1 pseudogene is annotated in these 410 nt (G+C 45.6%); it reads left to right on the top strand.

Features of this window, described 5'->3' with window-relative positions:
• Positions 1 to 410 (top strand): annotated as a pseudogene (locus tag AB4585_RS25435) (LamG domain-containing protein); the annotation flags it as partial.

The raw sequence follows: 410 nt of genomic DNA, 5'->3' as shown, positions 1-410 counted from the left end.
CAGTAATACAACACACTTCGAACTACTTGCAGACAACTTCAAGGTTTACAACATTGAAGGCGCAGACGAAGAGCTAGTGTTTGATGATAACTTTGATAATTACGCTATTGGTCAGGACCTATCTGATAACCCATACAACAACAACAGCTCAGAAGCTGTAGTTGTTAGTGCAACGGGTGAGACTGCGCCTGAGCCAGAACCGGAACCAGCTCCTGAGCCTGGTGATTTCCCAGTAGCGGTTAACCAGTACGAGTTCTCAAATGCAGGACTTACCGATTCTGGTACTGCAGGAAACGACATCTCTGTTAATGGTGATGGTGCGGAATTCACAAGCGTTGCTGGTGTTGATGGCACAGCAAATACTGCTGGCTACCTAGATCAAGATGCAGCTTTCTCATACTTGAAAGTTT

The sequence above is a fragment of the Vibrio sp. 10N.222.49.C9 genome (assembly GCF_041474985.1).
GTDB lineage: Bacteria > Pseudomonadota > Gammaproteobacteria > Enterobacterales > Vibrionaceae > Vibrio > Vibrio crassostreae_C.
The sequence above is the reverse complement of the archived record's forward strand: the minus strand, read 5'-3'. Positions and strand labels throughout refer to the sequence as shown.